Raw genomic sequence first — 15795 nt, 5'->3', positions numbered from 1 at the left:
TACCGCCCGGTAGAGGGGCCGGAACGTCTCGGACTACCCGGACTCAGGCGTTGGCGATGAACGTCTTGACCGCGTCGGCGACCATCTGGACGGCGATCGCGGAGAGGAGGAGACCGGCGATCCTGGTGACGAGCAGGACGCCGGACTCCTTGAGGACCTTGAGGATCGGGACGGAGAAGATCATCCCGAGGAGCAGGGTGATGTGCACGACGACCAGGCCGAGGCCGAGCCCGAAGCCGGTGGCGACCGAGTCGACCTCCTGGGTGAAGACCATCGTGGCGACGATCGCGCCGGGGCCGGCCAGGAGCGGGGTGCCGAGCGGCACCATGGCGACGTTGGCGCCCGCGGCGGCGACCGGGTCGTCGAAGTTGTCGGTGAGCAGCTCGAGGGCGACCAGCAGCAGGAGGAGGCCGCCGGCGCACTGCAGCGCCTCGAGCGAGATGTGCAGGTAGTGCAGGATCGCCTGTCCGAACAGCGCGAAGATGGTGATCACCAGGAACGAGACGGCGACCGCGAGGACCGCCGCGCGACGCTGCTTGCCGGGCGACTGGCCGGCGGTCAGCGAGAGGAAGACCGGGATCGTCCCGACCGGGTCCATGATGACGAAGAGCGTCACCAGCGAGGAGACGAAGATCTCGGTCAACGTACGACCTCGGGGGTGGCTCGTCCGGAGGCGGCCGAGGCTGCGGCCGCACGCTCCAGGAGCCGCTCGTACTCGGCGGGTGCGGTGGTGTTCACTCCCAGATGGTGACCCACCTTCCCGGTGCCGTGGTAATCGCTGGATCCGGTCACCACGAGGTCGAGGTTGCGGGCGATCACCCGCAGTTTCTCGCGCACTTCAGGGCTGTGATCCTGGTGGTCGACCTCCAGGCCGGACAGGCCCGCGTCGACCAGTGCGGACAGTGCCGCCTCGTCGGGCTGCTCGTGTCCGGACCGGCCCCAGGGGTGGGCGATCACGGTGACTCCGCCGGCGGCGGCGACGGTGCGGATCATCGGCTCGAGCGGGGCCGCGTAGCGGTTGACGTACGCCGGTTTGCCGGCCCCGAGATAGCGGTTGAACGCCTCGTCACGACTGCGCACGTACCCCTTGGCGACGAGCGCGTCGGCCAGGTGCGGCCGCCCGGAGGCGGCGGCGTCGCCGGAGACGGCCGCGACGTCCTCGAGGGAGACCTCGATGCCGAGGCGTGAGAGCCGGTCGAGCATCAGCGGCAGGCGTCCGTCGCGGCCGGCGAGGACACGGTCGAGCTCCTCGACCAGCGGCGGGTAGGTGCGGTCGGGCAGGTAAGCCAGCAGGTGCACACCGTGACGGTCGAGGTTGGTGCTGATCTCCATCCCGCGCACCAGCTCGATCCCGGCCTCGGTGGCCGCGGCGGCCGCCTCGTCCCAGCTGTCGGCGGTGTCGTGGTCGGTGAGCGCGACGACATCGAGCCCCGCGGCCTTGGCCGCCTGGACCAGCTCGGTGGGCGAATCGGTCCCGTCGCTCACTCGCGAGTGAGTGTGGAGATCGATGCGCACGCGCCCATCCTAGAGCCCTCTGGTCGCGGAAGCCTCTACGGCGACTTCCACCACGATCCGCTGGGCTTGCCGAAGGGCAGCTCGACCATCTGGACGCCCAGGTCGCCGACCTGGCGCAGGTGCCAGCCGTCCTGGAGCATCAGCATCGCCGTGGCCGGCCGGAAGATCAGCCACAGCCAGCGACCGGCGGCCTCGCCGACCACCACCGACCGCTCCCACTCCTCGGCGCCGTTGGTCCACTGGGTGATCGGCCACAGCGGCACCAGCTGCCCGGCGACGCGAACCCTCGTCGTGGGCGGGCCGGTGCAGGCGTCGATGCCCGGGTCCGGTCCATGCGTACGCGCGCACCGGGCGCCCAGCCCGACGCCGGCCTCCTCGGTCACGATGGTCATCTCCACCGGCCCGTCGTCCAGGGTGTCGCCCGTCAAGGTGACCAACGTGGCCGATCCTCTGTTCTCGTCGCCGACCACGGCGAGGTCGGCGATCGACCAGCCGGACTCGACCGGCCAGGGGACGTAGGTGGGCACGTCACCCGCCAGCGCGAGGATCTGCACCAGGTCCTCGTAGGAGGCGACATCCGTATGCCACACCGGTGTCACCACACCGTGCTCGGGGCACGATCTGCTGCCGCCGGCGCCGATGTTCGCCACCGGCGTCGCGCAGCGTGGACAGCCAACCGCAAGAGCCACCCCACCACGGTGACCCGTGGCATCCGTCTGGTCAAGCGATTCGGTCAAGCGTCGGCCGCTGGTTTCCCAGCGGGCGCGTCGGCCCTGCCTAGGTGTTCCACTGCTTGACGACCGGCTGACCGTGGTGCGCGTCCAGCATCGAGATGGTCGCGGTGTCCAGCCGGAAGAGCCGCCCCTCGGTGACCGGGAGCCCCAGCCACACGGCCGCGAGGGCACACAGCGCGTGTCCGTGGGAGAAGACCAGGGTGTCGCCGTCGCGCTCCCGGGCGGCCGAGACGACCCGGCCCAGCCGCTCCTGGACGGAGGCCGCGCTCTCTCCACCAGGCGTCGGCGCGGTCCACAGGCTCCAGCCGGGGTCGGTGCGGTGGATCTCGTCGGTCGTGATGCCCTCGTATTCGCCGTAGTCCCACTCGACCAGGTCGTCGGTGACGTCTGCGTCGGGGAAGCCCGCGAGCTCAGCCGTACGCAGCGCCCGCTGTCGCGGGGAGGTCAGGACCGCGGCGTACTTCTGGTCCTGGAGCCGCGAGGCGAGCAGCTTGGCGGCCTCCTCCCCCTCGGGCAGGAGGGGAAGGTCGGTGCGGGAGGTGTGCCGGCCGTTGAGGGACCACTCGGTGGTGCCGTGCCTGACGAGGTAGAGCGCCATGCCCCCATCCAACCAGCCGCAGGCGCTGCCGCCGGATCACGCCCGCGTGATGAACCGGTTGACCTCGCGGACGAGCACGTTGGGCGCGAGGTCCGCGGCCGTCGAGAGCGCCCTGGCCGGCAGGCCGACGGTCGTGTGCACCTTCGGCACCCGCCCGAGGAGCCCCTTGCGCGGCTTCGCCATCTCCCAGACCTGGTCGGCGACGTCCTCGACGGTGAGCCGGATGCCCAGGGTCTCGTGGGAGGAGGCGACGTTGCCGTCGAGCAACGCGGTCTTCACCCACAGCGGCCAGACCGCCTGCACCCGGATCCCCTCCTTGCGCCACTCCAGCTCCAGCGCCTCGGTGAGCCCGCGCACGGCGTACTTCGACGCACTGTAGGAGGCGATCTCCGGCTGCCCGTAGATCGCGCTGGCGCTGCAGACGTTGATGACGCCCGAGCCGGGGGTGGCCCTCAGGTAGGGGTAGGCCGTGTGGCAGCCGTTGATCACGCCGTTGACGTTGATCTCGATGGTCTGGTGGTGCTGGGCCAGGTCGACGTCGGCCAGACGGCCGGCGCGCAGGATGCCGGCGTTGTTGACCAGCAGGTCGAGGCGACCTCCGGCGGCGGTGGCGAACTCCTCCAGCGCCGCCTTCCAGGAGGCCGGGTCGGTGACGTCGAGCGTGCCACCGATGGCGTTGTCGCTGCCGAGGATCGCGGCGACGTCCCGGGCGAGCTCGGCGTCGATGTCGTAGACACCGACGAACCAGCCCTCGGTCGCGAACTTCTCGACGATCGCCTTGCCGATGCCCTGCGCGGAGCCGGAGACGAAGAGAGCTTTCTTGGTGGGCATGTCCTACATCCTTACACCGGGATGAGCGCCCAGTAGTCGAGGTCGAGCAGCACCCCGGGGGCGTACTTGCCGTCCTCGCCGCGCAGGGTCATCGACTCGTCGCGACCCTTGGTGGCGACCAGCCGCAGCCGGAGCGCGCCGACGCCCGGGGCGTCGGTCTCCGCGCGGTCGAGCACCTCCGACCAGGCGTAGACGGTGTCGCCCGCGAAGGCCGGGGAGGTGTGCGCCCCCGCGTTGATCGCGGCGATGAGCTGGGCGTTGGCGAGGCCGTTGAACGACAGCGCCCGGGCCAGCGAGATGATGTGGCCGCCGTAGACGAGGTTGCGGCCGTCGGGCCGCGCCTCGACGTTGAAGTGCACCTTCGCGGTGTTCTGCCACAGCCGGGTGGCCTGCTGGTGCTCGGAGGCCGTCAGGGTCACCCCGTCGACGTGGTCGATCTTCTCGCCGACCTCGTAGTCGGCGAGGCGGTGCGGCTCGCCGGCGGCGGTGAAGTCGTAGGAGGTGAAGTCGAGGCCCTTCGGCACGATCAGGTTCTTCGCGTCGACCGCCTTCGCCAGCTCCGGGATCACGGTCTCGGGCGCCGCGACGGACTGGTCACGCTTGTGGACCATCACCCAGCGCGCCCAGTCGATGGCGACCTCGCCACGCTGGTTGGTGGCGGTGGAGCGTACGTAGACGACGCCGGACTTGCCGTTGGAGTTCTGCTTGAGGCCGATGACCTCGGAGGTCGTCGAGAGGGTGTCGCCCGGCACCACCGGCAGGTGGAACCGGCACTCGGCGTAGCCGAGGTTGGCGACCGCGTTCAGCGACACGTCCGGGACGGTCTTGCCGAAGGCGATGTGGAAGCCGATCAGCTCCTCCACCGGGTGAACGCCCAGGCCGACGGAGGCCGCGAAGGCAGCGCTCGAGGGCACCGCGAAGCGGGTCGGGTAGAGCGAGCCGTACGCGGCCCGGTCGCCCTCAGTCACCGTGCGCGGCGTCGCGTGCTCGATGACCTGTCCGACCTGGAAGTCCTCGAAGAAGTTGCCGGGGTTCGTCTTGCTCATCTGCGGCCTCTCGTCGGTTGGTTTACCGGACAGTAACCTAGCTCAGACGATCCCGTGGAGGCGTTCCGGGATGCGTAGCAGCGGCTGGTTGCGGAGGTTGTCGATGTGGCCCGGACCGACGGCGCGATGCACGCCGTTCTCCTCCCGCACCAGCCTGGCCGGCAGCACCGAGGCCGGGTCGAACTCCTCCACCTGAGCACCCAGCGAGGCGGTCTTCGCGGTCAGCAGGCCCGCGAGGTCGTCGCCCGAGCGGCCCCACGAGCTGCCCTTGCCGCGACCCACCGCCTTGGCGAGCTCGTTGCGGCGGTCCGCCTGTCGCCGGAGCAGATCCACGTCGGCGAACTTCATGTGGACCATGAACAGCCCGGGATCCGGCATGTAGGGCGCCCTGATCCCGTGGGAGGCCGACGTCCAGGCGGCCGGCACCCGCTTGACCGACGGCTTGCACATCAACGGCGCGAACTGGGCGTACGCCCGTTGGCCGAGGATCGGCTTGCCGCTGATCAGCGGTCCTTCGACGGCGGTGTGGTGGACGACGTTGAGGGCGAACGGGGCGATCACCCGCTCGGGCCGCCGGGCGAGATAGTCCGAGAGATCGGCGTACCTCGCCGGGTCGGGGACGAGGAACTCGTCGACGTCGGTGAAGATCACCACGTCGTAGACGCCCAGGAGGCCCTGGGCCACCCCGCTGGCCAGGCCCATCCGGCCGGCCTCGAAGTTGCCCTTCCGGAAGCCGGGCAGGTGCTGGACCGTGCATGCCAGGTCGTCGGTCGAACCGTCGGTCGAGCCGTCGTCGAAGACGATCAGGTTCTCGTGACCCGCCTGCCGGCCGTAGTGGTCGACCCAGCGGGTGAGCATCTCGCCCTCGTCACGAGCGATCGTGAGCACCGCGATCCGCGGCGACGCGACCGTGGTGTCGCCCGCCTCTTCGGCGAGTCTGCGCCGACGGCGCAGGCTCCAGCTGCTTGACAAAGAATCCCCCGGTGATGTGTGTCGAGGCCCTACGTGCGGACCAGCTCCTCTCGCCGGACGGACCACTCCACGAGGTCGGCCAGGGCGGAGACGGCACGCGCCGGAGCCTTGCGGCCCTCCCCCGGGTCGATGGCCTCACCAGGGATGGTCGGGTCGGCGAGCTTCTTGTCGAGTTCCGTACGCAGCGCCGCATAGGAAGCCACGGCGGCGTCCCGGACCTGCGTGTCGGTGACCTTGCGCGGGTCGATCCCGCGTACGTCCACAGGGGCCAGGTCGTCGAGATCCCCGTGGATGGTCGCGTCCAGACCGCGCAGCTCGGCGGCCTGGTCGCGGGTGAACGCCTGCGTCCAGCGTGGCGACTGGAGCCCGATGCGCGGGTCGTCGGTCGTCAGCGCCGGCATCAGGCGTTTGCCGAGAATGTGCTTGCGCAGGCCCATCGCGGCCGGATAGGCCAGGCCGCGCCGGTCCAGCTCGGCGTTGAGGCCCCGCAGGACCTCGACGGTCGCAGCGCCCAGGGAGGTGTTCTTCGGCGGCGGGCTCTTCATCCCCTCGGGGTCGAAGCCCATCGCCGCACCGAAACGCTCCAGCAGCAAGGTCGCCGGGCTGCCGGGAGGCGGCACCGTGACCAGGTGAAGCGGACCCGCCTGACCCCAGCGCCGGGCGATGGCGACCATGTCCTGCTCGGACCAGAACCGCTTGCCGGGCTTGGTGTGGCGGCGCTCGGGAGAGCCGGGACGGCTCTTGTTGACCGCGGTGAGGAACTCCGCCCAGGTCCAGTCCATGCCGTTCTGGATGAGCTCCTGCCACATCGAGGGGATCTGCCGGTTGATGTCGCGCAGCGAGAGCACGATCTCGGGCGTCACGCCCCGGAAGCTCGTCGCCACCCGCTGGACCGTCTCCGGGCCGACGGGCGCGAGCAGCTCGACCGAGATCAGCGCCGTGCCGTCCCACTCGTCGACCTCGGCGACCAGGCGGTCCCAGGCTCCGGTGACCGAGTCACCCTCCGGATGGTTCCGGCGGCCCTTCACGTCGAGGACGGCCTCGATCTGCTGGCGCCAGCGCGCACCGGGGACCAGGAACCCACGCTCGGCGAGGAGTGCCTTGTTCTTGTACAGGGCACCCTGCAGATACGTCGTCCCAGACTTCATCGCCCCGACATGGAGCACTACGCGGCGCGCCAACTTCTCGTTACCTCTCGACCAGACCGACCCGACACCCCCGAGGGGGCATCGTAGCGTCAGGACCCGCCGCCACCCGCCTTGCGGCGGTGCATCTTCGGTGCGCCGCCCACGACCTCGGACCCGTGCGCCTTCTCCTTGGCTCCGGCGCTCTCGGCGTGTGCGTGGTCGTGGTTGTTCTTCTTCTCCAGCGCCTCGCGCATCTTGGCCTTGAGATCGTCGTTGGTCATCGTTCCCCCTGGTCTCGGTGTTGCACGGGCGTTGCACGGGTAACGACCAACCTACGACAACCACCCTGACGATTGCTCAGTTTTTCCCGACGAGATCGGAGTTGTGGGCGGGCAGATCGATGAAGCCGGCGTCGCCCCCGGCGTAGTAGGTCGCCGGGTCGGCCTCGGCGAGGGGAAGCCGGCGACGAAGGCGCTCGACCAGGTCCGGGTTGGCGAGGTACGCCCGGCCGAAGCTCACCAGGTCGGCGCCCAGGCCCAGCCAGCGGTCCGCGGAGGCCAGGTCGGTCTGCCTGGCTCCGAACGCCGCCTCGCCGCGGGTCAGCCAGGAGCTCGGGTTGACGATCATGGTCCCGTCCCAGCGCTTGCGCAGGTCGAGCAAGGTCGCCTCGTCCGTGGTGGCCTCGAGGTGGACGTACGCCAGGCCGAGCCGGTTGAGCTCGGTGACCAGCGCCGCGTAGAGCTCGGCGTGATCGGCCTCGACGACGTCCCAGAGGCCGGCGCCGGGCGAGAGCCGGATCCCGGTACGGTCACCGCCGACGGCGTCCACCGTCGCCTCGACGGCCTCGACGGCGAACCGGATGCGGTTGGCCACCGTGCCGCCGTAGCGGTCGGTGCGCAGGTTGGCGTTGGTCGAGAGGAACTGGCTGATCAGGTAGCCGTTGGCCCCGTGCAGCTCCACCCCGTCGAACCCGGCACCGACCGCACGGCGGGCGGCTTCGGCGTAGGAGCCGGCCTGCTCGGCGACCTCTGCGGTCTCCAGGGCACGCGGCACCGGCGCGGGCTGCGGCCCGGTCGGCGTGAAGACGTCGGCCGCCACGGCGACGGCCGAGGGGCCCACCGGCCGAACGCCGGAGATCGACTCGTGCGAGACCCGGCCGCCGTGCATCAGCTGGGCGAAGATCCGGCCACCGTTGATGTGGACCGCGTCGGTGACCTGCCGCCAGGAGGCGGCCTCCTCCTCCGTACGCAGCCCCGCGGTGTTGGGGTTCGAGGTGCCGACACGGTTGGGGGCGATCCCGTCGGAGATGAGCAGGCCGGCGGTCGCCCGCTGAGCGAAGTACGTCGCCATCGACGGCGTCGCCAGCCCGTCGGCGGTGCCTCGGGCGCGGGTCATCGGCGCCATCACGATCCGGTTCGGCAGCGTCAGCGGGCCCAGGTGGTGGCGGTCGAAGAGGCTGGTCACAGGTGAGCTCCTTGGCAGTGGCAGTGGTTCGCCACGTACGCTAGAACCTGACACTGACGTCAGAGGCAAGTCTTGTGCCGGAGATCACCCCAGGAGGAGTCCGATGCGGATCGGCGAGCTCGCGCGGCGAGCAGGCGTGAGCGTCCGTTCCCTGCGCTACTACGAGGAGCAGGGACTGCTCGAGTCCGAGCGCAGCAGCAGCGGCCAGCGGCACTACCCCGAGGCCGCCGTCGACCGGGTGATCCTCCTCCAGCGGCTCTACGCGGGCGGTCTCTCGAGCCGCACGATCGGCGAGGTCCTCCCCTGCGTCGACCGGCCGAGCGCCGACACCTCCGAGGCCGCCTTCGAGATGATGGTCGGCGAGCGCGACCGGCTCAGCGCCCACATCGAGGACCTGCTCCGCACCCGGGACATGCTCGACGACCTGATCGCCACGAACCGCCGCCACAACGCGACCCTCGAGGCCGGCTCCACCGGCTGACCACGCGCCCGAGACAGCAGAAGCGGGCGACGAAACCACAGTTTCGCCGCCCGCTTCTACGGATTCGCCTAACGGGTCAGGACTTGTAGTCCTTCAGGAGGCTGCGGCCGATGATCATCTTCTGGATGTCGCTGGTGCCCTCACCGATGAGCATGAACTTGACCTCGCGCATGAGCCGCTCGATCTCGTACTCCTTGGAGTAGCCGTAGCCGCCGTGGATGCGGAAGGAGTCCTCGACGACCTCGTTGGCGTACTCGGAGGCGACCATCTTGGCCATGCCGGCCTCGACGTCCATCCGCTTGCCGGTGTCCTTGAGGCGGGCGGCGCGGACCATCATGTTGTGGGAGACCTCGACCTTGGTGCCCATCTCCGCGAGGCGGAACAGGATGGCCTGGTGCTCGGCGATCTTCTTGCCGAAGGTCTGGCGCTGCTGGGCGTAGGCGATGCCGAGCTCGAAGCCACGGATCGCCAGACCGCAGGCGCGGGCGGCGACGTTGACGCGGCCGACCTCGACGCCGTCCATCATCTGGAAGAAGCCCTTGCCCGGGGTGCCGCCGAGGATCTGGTCGGCCGAGATCTTGTGACCCTCGAAGATCATCTCGGTCGTGTCGATGCCCTTGTAGCCCATCTTGTCGATCTTGCCGGGCACCGTGACGCCCTGGGCGGTCTCGCCGAAGCCGGGGGTCTTCTCCACCAGGAAGGTGGTCATGTTCTTGTAGACGCTCTCGGCGCCCTCGTCGGTCTTGGTCAGCACCGCGACCAGGGTGGAGGAGCCACCGTTGGTCAGCCACATCTTCTGGCCGGTGATGCTGTAGGACCCGTCCTCGAGCTTGGTCGCCTTGGTGGACACCGCGCTCACGTCGGAGCCGAGACCCGGCTCGGACATCGAGAACGCGCCGCGCACCTCGCCGGTGGCCATCTTCGGCAGGTACTTCTGCTTCTGCTCCTCGGTGCCGTGCTGCATCAGCATGTAGGCCACGATGAAGTGGGTGTTGATCACACCCGAGACCGACATCCAGCCGCGGGCGATCTCCTCGACGCACAGCGCGTACGTCAGCAGCGACTCACCCAGGCCGCCGTACTCCTCCGGGATCATCAGACCGAAGATGCCGAGCTCCTTGAGACCCTCGACGATCTCGGTCGGATACTCATCGGCATGCTCCAGCTCCTGGGCCACCGGGATGACCTTCTCGTCCACGAACTGACGGACGGTCTTCAGGATCTCTTCCTGAATGTCGGTGAGACCCTCGGTCTCGGCAAGGCGACCCATGCTCTACTCCTAATCTCGGTGGTCGGGACCACCACGACGTCACTGGGGCAGGTTACCAATCAGTAACCATCAGTGACAGGTGACACCCGCCACACCGCGATCCTACGTGCCTCAGACCCGGCGTCCGACAGCCGAGAAGAACTGCTTGAAGAGCTTGTCGTACGACGCCTTGGTGACACTCACGTAGCCCGACCGCTTGCCGGTGCCGGCCGAGCTGGACATCTGGGTGCTGGAGCTGAAGCCGAACGCCGGGGTGACACCGGTCCGGCTGATCGCCAGGGTGGTCGCCCGCAGACCGGCGCGGTCGTAGCCCTTCGGGTGCCGCACGGCCCAGCTGTCCTTGGTCACGTCCTTGCCGAGGACCCGCTGCAGGGAGCGCATCTCGTCGGTCGTGGTCCGCTCCGCGGTGACGACCTGGACCTGTGCCCCGCGCGACTTCGCCCGCTTCAGCGCCCGGAGCACCCTGCCGTTGCTCAGCGCACGGGTGGCCAGATGGACGACCTGACCCCGCTTGGTGCTGTTGATCGACTTCAGGACCGTACGCAGCACGCTCTGCTCCTCGGCGGTGCTCAGTCCCGGGTCGGTGACCACGACACCGGGCCCGAAGCCGACCCGGGAGGAGCCATCGGTCGAGGTGACCGGCAGCGGCGAGAAGTCGACGCGGACGGCGTTGTGGTCCGACTCGAGGCCGAAGGCGCGCTGGTTGCCGGTGGCGAACCGCGCGATCCCGCGAGCCAGCACGTAGTCGATGGTCGAGGCCCGGCCGTGCGTGACCGGCGTCTGCTGAGTGACGTCGAAGGTCGGGACCAGATGCTGCGCGTCGAAGATGTCGCGCGGATAGCGCGAGCCGTCGTACTGCACGTTCAGGTCGCCGCCGACCATCACCGGACCGCGGCGGGCGAGTGCCTTGACGAGCACGTTCAGCGCGCGGGCGGAGGGCCGGACCAGATCGCCGTAGTACTTCGACTTCGGTGCGAAGTGCACCGCGACCACCGACACGTTCCGGCCGGTCTTGCGGTTCTCGAGGGTGACCCAGTTGGCGTACCGGATCCCCCAGTGCAGCCGCTGGCCGTCGGGCTTGCCGCGCTTGTTGCTGATCCGGTGGATGCCCTTGGAGGTGGCGGCCCATCGGCCGTCGTCCCAGGCCACCGCGGTCGCGGACCGGTAGGAGTTGCCGCCCTTGCGCCACACCTCGTAGCGCCCCGGCTCGAGGTCCGCGGTCCGGCGGCTGTTCACCTCGTTGTAGGTGATGAAGTCGGGCGCGGTGCGGACGACCTCGCGTACGTCCTTCCTGAACCTGGCCGTGCCCATGCTGGCCTTGATGTTGGCCTGCACCATCCGGTAGCGCGGCGGTGAGTAGGCGACCTTCTCCAGGTCCGTCGCGGCCGGGGCGGAGGAGTCGCGCACGGCGACGAGCGCGCCGCCGGAGAGGCCGAGGACCAGTCCCATGGTGAGTACGGCCTTGAGCGTCAGGACCGCGCCGGACGTGGCAGGAGAGTGCGTACGCATCTGTTCGGGCCCCTTTCGCAGCGGTGGCGACCGATCACGCTGGCCACATGAACAACTTTTGTAACACACGCCTCAGCGGGATCGCCGCTTCCGCTCCGGCGCGGGTTCAGATAGACCATCGAATTCGCGGCCGATGCCACCGCGTGAGCGCCGAAGCGACCTGCTGGGACTGATGTCATAACGTTGGGCCGTGAGCACCTCGCCCAACCGCGTGTACGCGGCACGCCTGGTCGGCCTTCCGATCTTCGACCCGCTCGGTGAGCAGGTCGGCAAGGTGCGAGATCTCGTGGTCACGGTCAGATCCGAATCCCGGCAGCCGCGCGTGCTGGGGCTCGTCGTCGAGGTCTTCGGGCGCAGGCGCATCTTCGTGCCGATGACCCGGGTGACCAGCATCGACTCCGGCCAGATCTACACCACCGGCCTGCTCAACATGCGCCGCTTCCAGCAGCGTTCGACCGAGACCCTGGTCATCGGCCAGATGTTCGACCGGCAGGTCACGATCCGCAGCAGCGGCGTGTCCGGCACCGTCTACGACGTCGGCATGGAGCAGGCCCGCAACCGCGACTGGCTGCTCTCCCGGGTCGCGGTCCAGGAGCCCTCCAAGGGGCTGCGCCGCCGGGGCCAGACGCACGTGATCGAGTGGGACGACGTCGAGGGCCTGGCCCGCCGCTCCCCCACCCAGGCCGCGACCCATCTGGTCCAGGCGATCCAGGAGATGCGCCCGGCCGATGCCGCGACGATGATCCACGAGCTGCCTCCCGAGCGGCAGCGGCAGGTGATCGCCGCCCTCGACGACGAGCGCCTGGCCGAGGTGCTGGAGGAGCTGCCCGAGGACGACCAGGTCGCCATCGTGCGCGCCCTGGACTCCGAGCGCGCCGCCGACGTGCTCGAGGAGATGTCGCCCGACGACGCCGCCGACCTCATCGCCGAGCTGCCCGAGGAGACCGCGACCCTGCTGCTCGACCTGATGCAGCCCGAGGACGCCAAGGACGTCCTCCGGCTGATGTCCTACGAGGAGGACACCGCCGGCTCGATGATGACCCCCGAGCCGGTCATCGTCGGCCCCGACGCGACCATCGCCGATGCGCTCGCGCTCGTACGCAACCCCGACCTCACCCCGGCCGAGGCGTCCGTCGTCTACGTCTGCCGTCCGCCGCTGGAGACCCCGACCGGGAAGTTCCTCGGGATCGCGCACATCCAGCGGCTGCTGCGCGAGCCACCCTCGACGCTGGTCGCCGGCGCCCTCGACGAGTCGCTGGAGCCGCTGCGCCCCGAGGACAGCACCGAGCAGGTCGCGGCCCACCTGGCGACGTACAACCTGGTCGCCGCGCCCGTCGTCGACGAGAACGGTCACCTCGCCGGTGCGGTCACCGTCGACGACCTGCTCGACCATCTGCTGCCGGAGAACTGGCGCGAGAAGCTCGCCCGCCAGGAGTCGGCCAGCGAGCCACGTCCCGACACCCGCCCCGACACCCGCCCCAACAAGGTGATCACCCCCGAGATGGTGCGCCGTGGCTGACGCACGCGCCGCCCGCGGCCGCCTCGACACCCCGCGCGAGCTGCGCCGTCCCCTGGTCAGGCGGCCCACCTTCCGGGCCGACGCCTTCGGGTCCTTCGCCGAGGCCTTCGCCCGCTACATGGGCACCGCCCGGTTCATCGCCTGGATGACGATGGTCGTGGTCATCTGGGTCGCCTGGAACACCCTCACCCCTCACGAGTGGCGCTTCGACGAGTTCCCGTTCATCTTCCTGACCCTGGCGCTGAGCCTGCAGGCCTCCTACGCCGCCCCGCTGATCCTGCTCGCGCAGAACCGCCAGGAGGACCGCGACCGGGCGATCGCCGAGCAGGACCGGCGCATCGCGTCCCAGTCCAAGGCCGACATGGAGTTCCTCGCCCGCGAGACCGCGGCGCTGCGGATGGCCCTCGGCGAGGTCGCCACCCGCGACTACCTCCGCTCCGAGCTCCGACTGCTCCTCGAGGAGCTCGACGAGCGTGATCGCCACCGTGGCCCGATCGACCAGCCCTCGGTCGATGCGGGAGAGTCCCCACGCACGACGTAGGCTTGCATACCGTGAGTAGCCCGCTTCTCGACCGTGTCAACGCAGCTCTGGCGACCGTTCAGGACCCGGAGATCAAACGTCCCATCACCGAGCTGGGGATGGTCGACTCCGTATCGATCGACGACGCAGGTGTCGTCAGCGTCAAGGTGCTGCTGACCGTCGCCGGCTGCCCGCTCAAGGACACCATCAACCGCGACACCACCGCGGCGCTCGAGAAGGTCGACGGCGTCACCGGCGTCGACCTCGAGCTCGGGGTGATGTCGAACGAGCAGCGCACGGAGATGCGCAACGGGCTCACCGGCGGCCAGGCGCAGCGGGAGATCCCCTTCGCGCAGCCGGGCTCGCTGACCAAGGTCTTCGCGATCGCGTCGGGCAAGGGCGGTGTCGGCAAGTCGTCGGTCACCGTCAACCTGGCCGTCGCGCTCGCCCAGCAGGGTCTCAAGGTCGGCATCGTCGACGCCGACATCTACGGCCACTCGGTGCCCGCGATGCTCGGCGTGGCCGACTCGCGTCCGACCCAGGTCGACGACCTGATCATGCCCGTCCCGACCGCCTCGGGCGTCTCGGTGATCTCGATCGGGATGCTCAAGCCGCGTCGCGACCAGGTCGTCGCCTGGCGCGGTCCGATGCTCGACCGGGCGCTGGTCCAGATGCTCTCCGACGTCTACTGGGGCGACCTCGACGCGCTGCTGCTCGACCTGCCCCCGGGCACCGGCGACGTGGCGATCTCGCTGGGTCAGCACCTGCCCAACGCCGAGATCGTCGTGGTCACCACTCCGCAGGAGGCCGCCGCCGAGGTGGCCGAGCGGGCCGGCACGATGGCCGAGATGATGCACCAGCGCGTCGTCGGCGTCGTGGAGAACATGTCCTGGCTCGTGCTGCCCGACGGCTCCAAGATGGAGGTCTTCGGCTCCGGCGGTGGCCAGCGGGTCGCCGACACCCTCTCCCAGCGCTTCGGGTCCAAGGTGCCGCTGCTCGGCCAGGTGCCGCTGGAGCAGACGCTGCGCGAGGCGGGCGACGCCGGCAAGCCGATCGTCGAGTCCGACCCGACGGCCGAGTCGGCCAAGGTGCTGGCCGAGGTGGCGCGTACGATCTCGGGCCGCGGACGCGGGCTCGCGGGCATGCAGCTGGGCCTCACTCCCACCTCCAAGCTCTGAGCCTGTAGGTTCACCTCCGTGTTCGGCATCGGCTTCGCGGAGCTTGCCGTCATCGTCGTGATCGCCATCCTGGTCTTCGGGCCGGACAAGATCCCCGACATGGCACGGCAGATCGCCCGCCTCCTCCACCAGGTGCGCAACCTGGCCAACAACGCGCGAGACGATCTCCGCGGAGAGCTCGGGCCCGCCTATCAGGACCTCGAGCTGCGTGACCTCGACCCCCGTCGCATCGTCAGCAGGCAGATCCAGGAGGCCCTCGCCGAGATCGAGGAGGAAGAGGCGCGCGCCAAGGCGCCCAGGCCTCTCCTGGCCGGCGAGAAGCCGCCCTACGACGACCAGGCGACCTAGCGGCGCTGGTCACTTCAGTCTCCTTTTTTCACAGCAGAACCATTTCGCTACCCGTCGGTTTAGAGCGACACATAACGGGTAAGAGGTGGTTGCCTGCGTAGAAAGGAGTTTGCGCCCATGAGCGCTCTACCATCTCGGGAACCTGATCCTCCAGCGGAGCCGGATCCGCAACGCCCTGCCGATGTGCCCCTGGCCGATGTCCAGGGCATGCTCGCCTTCGAGCTACAGCCACGCCTGGACCCGCCGCAGCCGGACCGGAGCGGGCAGGACGACCATCTGCTGGCCGAGCCGATCCCGATCGTCCCCGCCCGCGGCCATCTGAAGGCGTGGATCCCGCAGTTCGCCCAGAAGATCGCCGAGGTCGTCGGCGGTGACCGTCCGGCGAGCCAGCTGGTCCGCTGGACGACCAAGGACGTCGTCGCCGACCTGCGGTACCGCGCCGCCCTGACGGCCCGCAGCGGGGCGTACGAGCCCGGCCTGGGCCGCCACCAACCGGTCCGCCCTCGGGTCTATCGCTGGCATCTTCACGTCGTCACCGAGACCATCGTCGAGGCGACGGCCACGATCAAGTACGGCCACGGCTACCGTGCGATGGCCCTCCGCTTCGAGCAGAGCGGAGAGAGCTGGATCTGCACGGTCCTCAACTTCGGGCCGTACGAGTGACCCGATCGATCCGACCCTGT

At 69.6% G+C, this 15795-nt stretch carries 18 protein-coding genes; 6 read left to right on the top strand and 12 right to left on the bottom strand.

All coding sequences use genetic code 11. The features are described from left to right. Positions 1–43 precede the first annotated feature (43 nt). From UG56_RS25900 to UG56_RS25860, 10 genes are all read right to left on the bottom strand, one after another. Positions 44–643: a MarC family protein gene (locus tag UG56_RS25900; protein WP_084101630.1), complete on the bottom strand. Its 600-nt coding sequence runs from the start codon at positions 641–643 to the stop codon at positions 44–46. Further along, positions 640–1515 carry a PHP domain-containing protein gene (locus UG56_RS25895; protein ID WP_045547955.1) on the bottom strand — a complete coding sequence of 292 codons (876 nt, stop codon included), beginning with the start codon at positions 1513–1515 and terminating at the stop codon, positions 640–642. The genes UG56_RS25900 and UG56_RS25895 overlap by 4 nt, the downstream gene beginning before the upstream one ends. 35 nt (positions 1516–1550) lie before the next feature. Next, positions 1551–2204 (bottom strand): DUF6758 family protein, encoded by a 654-nt coding sequence (locus tag UG56_RS25890; RefSeq protein ID WP_052693356.1) that lies wholly within the window; start codon positions 2202–2204, stop codon positions 1551–1553. Positions 2205–2292: 88 nt separating this feature from the next. Next, a complete protein-coding gene (locus UG56_RS25885; RefSeq protein ID WP_045547956.1) occupies positions 2293–2847 on the bottom strand; it encodes a histidine phosphatase family protein in 555 nt (184 codons plus the stop codon). Positions 2848–2883: 36 nt separating this feature from the next. Beyond that, positions 2884–3678 carry an SDR family oxidoreductase gene (locus UG56_RS25880; protein WP_045547957.1) on the bottom strand — a complete coding sequence of 265 codons (795 nt, stop codon included), beginning with the start codon at positions 3676–3678 and terminating at the stop codon, positions 2884–2886. 11 nt (positions 3679–3689) lie between these two features. Continuing rightward, positions 3690–4724: a MaoC family dehydratase gene (locus UG56_RS25875; protein WP_045547958.1), complete on the bottom strand. Its 1035-nt coding sequence runs from the start codon at positions 4722–4724 to the stop codon at positions 3690–3692. A 42-nt stretch (positions 4725–4766) separates the two neighbouring features. Beyond that, positions 4767–5696 (bottom strand): glycosyltransferase family 2 protein, encoded by a 930-nt coding sequence (locus tag UG56_RS25870; RefSeq protein ID WP_143055204.1) that lies wholly within the window; start codon positions 5694–5696, stop codon positions 4767–4769. 29 nt (positions 5697–5725) lie between these two features. Then, the gene (locus UG56_RS25865) at positions 5726–6844 is read right to left on the bottom strand and encodes a hypothetical protein (protein WP_143055203.1); all 1119 of its coding nucleotides are present in this window, start codon (positions 6842–6844) and stop codon (positions 5726–5728) included. Positions 6845–6933: 89 nt separating this feature from the next. After that, complete coding sequence (locus UG56_RS28575; RefSeq protein WP_177191556.1) at positions 6934–7104, bottom strand: DUF5302 domain-containing protein; 171 nt, start codon at positions 7102–7104, stop codon at positions 6934–6936. A gap of 76 nt (positions 7105–7180) precedes the next feature. Beyond that, complete coding sequence (locus UG56_RS25860) at positions 7181–8287, bottom strand: alkene reductase (protein ID WP_045547960.1); 1107 nt, start codon at positions 8285–8287, stop codon at positions 7181–7183. A 103-nt stretch (positions 8288–8390) separates the two neighbouring features. Between UG56_RS25860 and UG56_RS25855 the strand changes: the two genes are divergently transcribed. Continuing rightward, positions 8391–8768, top strand: coding sequence for a MerR family transcriptional regulator (locus tag UG56_RS25855; RefSeq protein WP_045547961.1), 378 nt, complete (start codon positions 8391–8393; stop codon positions 8766–8768). Between the two features lie 76 nt (positions 8769–8844). Here UG56_RS25855 and UG56_RS25850 read toward each other — a convergent pair whose 3' ends face one another. Continuing rightward, positions 8845–10038, bottom strand: a complete 1194-nt coding sequence (locus tag UG56_RS25850; RefSeq protein ID WP_045547962.1) for an acyl-CoA dehydrogenase family protein — start codon at positions 10036–10038, stop codon at positions 8845–8847. Positions 10039–10149: 111 nt separating this feature from the next. Continuing rightward, complete coding sequence (locus UG56_RS25845; RefSeq protein WP_045547963.1) at positions 10150–11547, bottom strand: endonuclease/exonuclease/phosphatase family protein; 1398 nt, start codon at positions 11545–11547, stop codon at positions 10150–10152. A 190-nt stretch (positions 11548–11737) separates the two neighbouring features. Between UG56_RS25845 and UG56_RS25840 the strand changes: the two genes are divergently transcribed. The 5 genes from UG56_RS25840 to UG56_RS25820 all read left to right on the top strand — a co-directional run bounded on the left by UG56_RS25840 (position 11738) and on the right by UG56_RS25820 (position 15775). Beyond that, positions 11738–13066, top strand: a complete 1329-nt coding sequence (locus UG56_RS25840) for a magnesium transporter MgtE N-terminal domain-containing protein (protein ID WP_045547964.1) — start codon at positions 11738–11740, stop codon at positions 13064–13066. Further along, positions 13059–13607, top strand: a complete 549-nt coding sequence (locus tag UG56_RS25835; RefSeq protein ID WP_045547965.1) for a DUF1003 domain-containing protein — start codon at positions 13059–13061, stop codon at positions 13605–13607. The genes UG56_RS25840 and UG56_RS25835 overlap by 8 nt, the downstream gene beginning before the upstream one ends. Before the next feature lie 11 nt (positions 13608–13618). Next, the gene (locus UG56_RS25830; RefSeq protein WP_045547982.1) at positions 13619–14764 is read left to right on the top strand and encodes an Mrp/NBP35 family ATP-binding protein; all 1146 of its coding nucleotides are present in this window, start codon (positions 13619–13621) and stop codon (positions 14762–14764) included. 18 nt (positions 14765–14782) lie between these two features. Beyond that, positions 14783–15112 (top strand): sec-independent translocase, encoded by a 330-nt coding sequence (locus UG56_RS25825; protein WP_045547966.1) that lies wholly within the window; start codon positions 14783–14785, stop codon positions 15110–15112. A 183-nt stretch (positions 15113–15295) separates the two neighbouring features. Beyond that, complete coding sequence (locus tag UG56_RS25820) at positions 15296–15775, top strand: Rv3235 family protein (protein ID WP_045547967.1); 480 nt, start codon at positions 15296–15298, stop codon at positions 15773–15775. The last annotated feature ends 20 nt before the right edge of the window (positions 15776–15795 follow it).

It is taken from the genome of Nocardioides luteus, assembly GCF_000960475.2.
Lineage (GTDB): Bacteria > Actinomycetota > Actinomycetes > Propionibacteriales > Nocardioidaceae > Nocardioides > Nocardioides luteus_A.
This window is presented reverse-complemented; position numbering and strand designations above follow the sequence as displayed.

Excerpts from the sequence above, each read along its gene's own strand:
- UG56_RS25885 (WP_045547956.1), bottom strand. The coding sequence starts at position 2,847 with ATGGCGCTCTACCTCGTCAGGCACGGCACCACCGAGTGGTCCCTCAAC.
- UG56_RS25880 (WP_045547957.1), bottom strand. The coding sequence starts at position 3,678 with ATGCCCACCAAGAAAGCTCTCTTCGTCTCCGGCTCCGCGCAGGGCATC.
- UG56_RS25875 (WP_045547958.1), bottom strand. The coding sequence starts at position 4,724 with ATGAGCAAGACGAACCCCGGCAACTTCTTCGAGGACTTCCAGGTCGGA.
- UG56_RS25865 (WP_143055203.1), bottom strand. The coding sequence starts at position 6,844 with ATGAAGTCTGGGACGACGTATCTGCAGGGTGCCCTGTACAAGAACAAG.
- UG56_RS28575 (WP_177191556.1), bottom strand. The coding sequence starts at position 7,104 with ATGACCAACGACGATCTCAAGGCCAAGATGCGCGAGGCGCTGGAGAAG.
- UG56_RS25855 (WP_045547961.1), top strand. The coding sequence starts at position 8,391 with ATGCGGATCGGCGAGCTCGCGCGGCGAGCAGGCGTGAGCGTCCGTTCC.
- UG56_RS25850 (WP_045547962.1), bottom strand. The coding sequence starts at position 10,038 with ATGGGTCGCCTTGCCGAGACCGAGGGTCTCACCGACATTCAGGAAGAG.
- UG56_RS25845 (WP_045547963.1), bottom strand. The coding sequence starts at position 11,547 with ATGCGTACGCACTCTCCTGCCACGTCCGGCGCGGTCCTGACGCTCAAG.